At 70.1% G+C, this 1,064-nt stretch carries 1 protein-coding gene; it reads left to right on the forward strand.

Features of this window, described 5'->3' with window-relative positions:
• Window positions 1-115: 115 nt before the first annotated feature.
• Window positions 116-1,064, forward strand: a 949-nt coding sequence (locus ACFRMQ_RS40950; protein WP_380736029.1) for an IS481 family transposase, incomplete at its 3' end; no start/stop codon positions are given.

Below are 1,064 nucleotides of genomic sequence, written 5' to 3' on the forward strand. Positions count from 1 at the left end.
TGTACTGACCACGGAGGTTGGTGACGGGGTTCACGGGCGGGTGATCTTGAAATGAGTGAGGGCCTTCTGGCTCGGTGTGGATTGCGACATCTGCACCGGCACCAGAAAGGCCCTCATGCCACACCGTAACGCACCGCTGACCGAGACCGGACGCCTGCGCCTGGCCCGCTGCGTGGTCGAGGACGGCTGGCCCCTGCGCAGGGCCGCCGAGCGCTTCCAGGTCTCGCCCACCACGGCCAAGCGCTGGGCGGACCGCTACCGCGCTCTCGGCGAGGCCGGCATGAGCGACCGCTCCAGCCGCCCGCACCACAGCCCGCGCCGCACCCCGACCCGCACCGAGCGCCGGATCATCAAGGTCCGCGTCCTGCGACGCTGGGGGCCCGCCCGCATCGCCTACCTGCTGAAGCTCAACCCCGCCACCGTGCACCGCGTCCTGACCCGCTACCGCCTCGCCCGACTGACCCACCTCGACCGCGCCACCGGCCGCGTCGTGCGCCGCTACGAGCACTGCGCGCCAGGCGAGTTGGTCCACGTCGACATCAAGAAGCTCGGCAACATCCCCGACGGCGGCGGCCACCGGGCGCTGGGCCGTCCCGCCGGGAAGAAGAACAGCTCCAAAGTCGGCTACAGCTACCTCCACAACGCCGTCGACGACCACTCCCGCCTGGCCTACAGCGAGATCCTGCCCGACGAGCGCAAGGAGACCGCCACCGCCTTCTGGACCCGGGCGAACGCGTTCTTCGCCGGGGCCGGGATCACCGTCCGGCGCGTGCTGACCGACAACGGCTCCTGCTACAAGTCGCATGCCTGGCGCGATGCCCTCGCCGCCGAGGGCATCGCGCACAAACGAACCCGGCCCTACCGACCGCAGACCAACGGCAAGGTGGAGCGCTTCAACCGCACCCTGCTCGACGAATGGGCCTACGCCAGGCCCTACCGCACCGAACAGGAACGCCGCGACGCCTACCCCGAGTGGCTCCACACCTACAATCACCACCGCGGACACACCGCACTCGCAGGCAAGCCACCCGCCAGCCGCGTCCCCAACCTCACGGGTCAGTACA

The sequence above is a fragment of the Kitasatospora sp. NPDC056783 genome (genome assembly GCF_042789895.1).
Lineage (GTDB): Bacteria > Actinomycetota > Actinomycetes > Streptomycetales > Streptomycetaceae > Kitasatospora.